The sequence below is a fragment of the Pseudomonas brassicae genome, from assembly GCF_010671725.1.
Taxonomy (GTDB): Bacteria; Pseudomonadota; Gammaproteobacteria; order Pseudomonadales; family Pseudomonadaceae; genus Aquipseudomonas; species Aquipseudomonas brassicae.
In genome coordinates, this window is sequence record NZ_JAAHBU010000420.1 from 1 (window position 1) to 799 (window position 799).

Annotated in this window: 1 protein-coding gene and 1 pseudogene; both read left to right on the top strand. The window is 66.1% G+C overall.

What is annotated here, in order from left to right; translation table 11 throughout:
• Positions 1 to 208: pseudogene (locus G3436_RS23260) on the top strand (NAD(P)/FAD-dependent oxidoreductase); the annotation flags it as partial.
• 19 nt (positions 209 to 227) lie between these two features.
• Positions 228 to 799: amino acid ABC transporter ATP-binding protein (locus G3436_RS23265; protein WP_163949988.1), on the top strand; the 572-nt coding region annotated here is incomplete at its 3' end.

Below are 799 nucleotides of genomic sequence, written 5' to 3' on the forward strand. Positions count from 1 at the left end.
CCCCCTGGCTGGGCCGGCGCCCTTGCCTGCCCGACATGCGCCCGGTGATTGGCCCGGCGCCGCGCCACAAGGGCCTGTGGTTCAACTTCGGGCATGCCCACCATGGCCTCACCCTGGCCCGGTCAGCGGCCGCCTGCTGGCCGAGATGATCACGGGCCAAACACCTTTCACCGACCCTGCGCCCTATCGCGCCGACCGCTTCAATTGAGATCGCGGAGAACAACACCATGAGCGCACCACTGAGCCTTGCCGCTGCACGCCCTGCCCTGCAACCCGACCCGCGCAAGGTCGTGGTGAGCATTGACGGGTTGAACAAGTTCTATGGCGACTTTCACGTCCTGCGCGACGTCGACCTCACCGTGCGCGAAGGCGAGCGGATCGTGCTGTGCGGGCCGTCCGGCTCGGGCAAGTCGACCCTGATCCGCTGCATCAACCGCCTGGAGATCGCCGAGAAAGGCACCCTGCGGGTGAATGACACCGACCTGGCGCTGACCACGCGCCAGGCCGCCGAGGTGCGCAGTGAAATCGGCATGGTGTTCCAGCACTTCAATCTGTTCCCGCACATGAGTGTGCTCGACAACTGCACCCTGGCACCGATGAGCGTGCGCGGCCTGTCGCGCAAGGACGCCGAGGAGCGCGCCCGCTTCTACCTGAACAAGGTGGGCATCGAAAGCCAGGCGGGCAAGTACCCCAGCCAGTTGTCGGGCGGGCAACAGCAGCGCGTGGCGATTGCCCGCGCGCTGTGCATGAAGCCGAAAATAATGCTGTTCGACGAGCCTACCTCGGCACTGGACCCGGA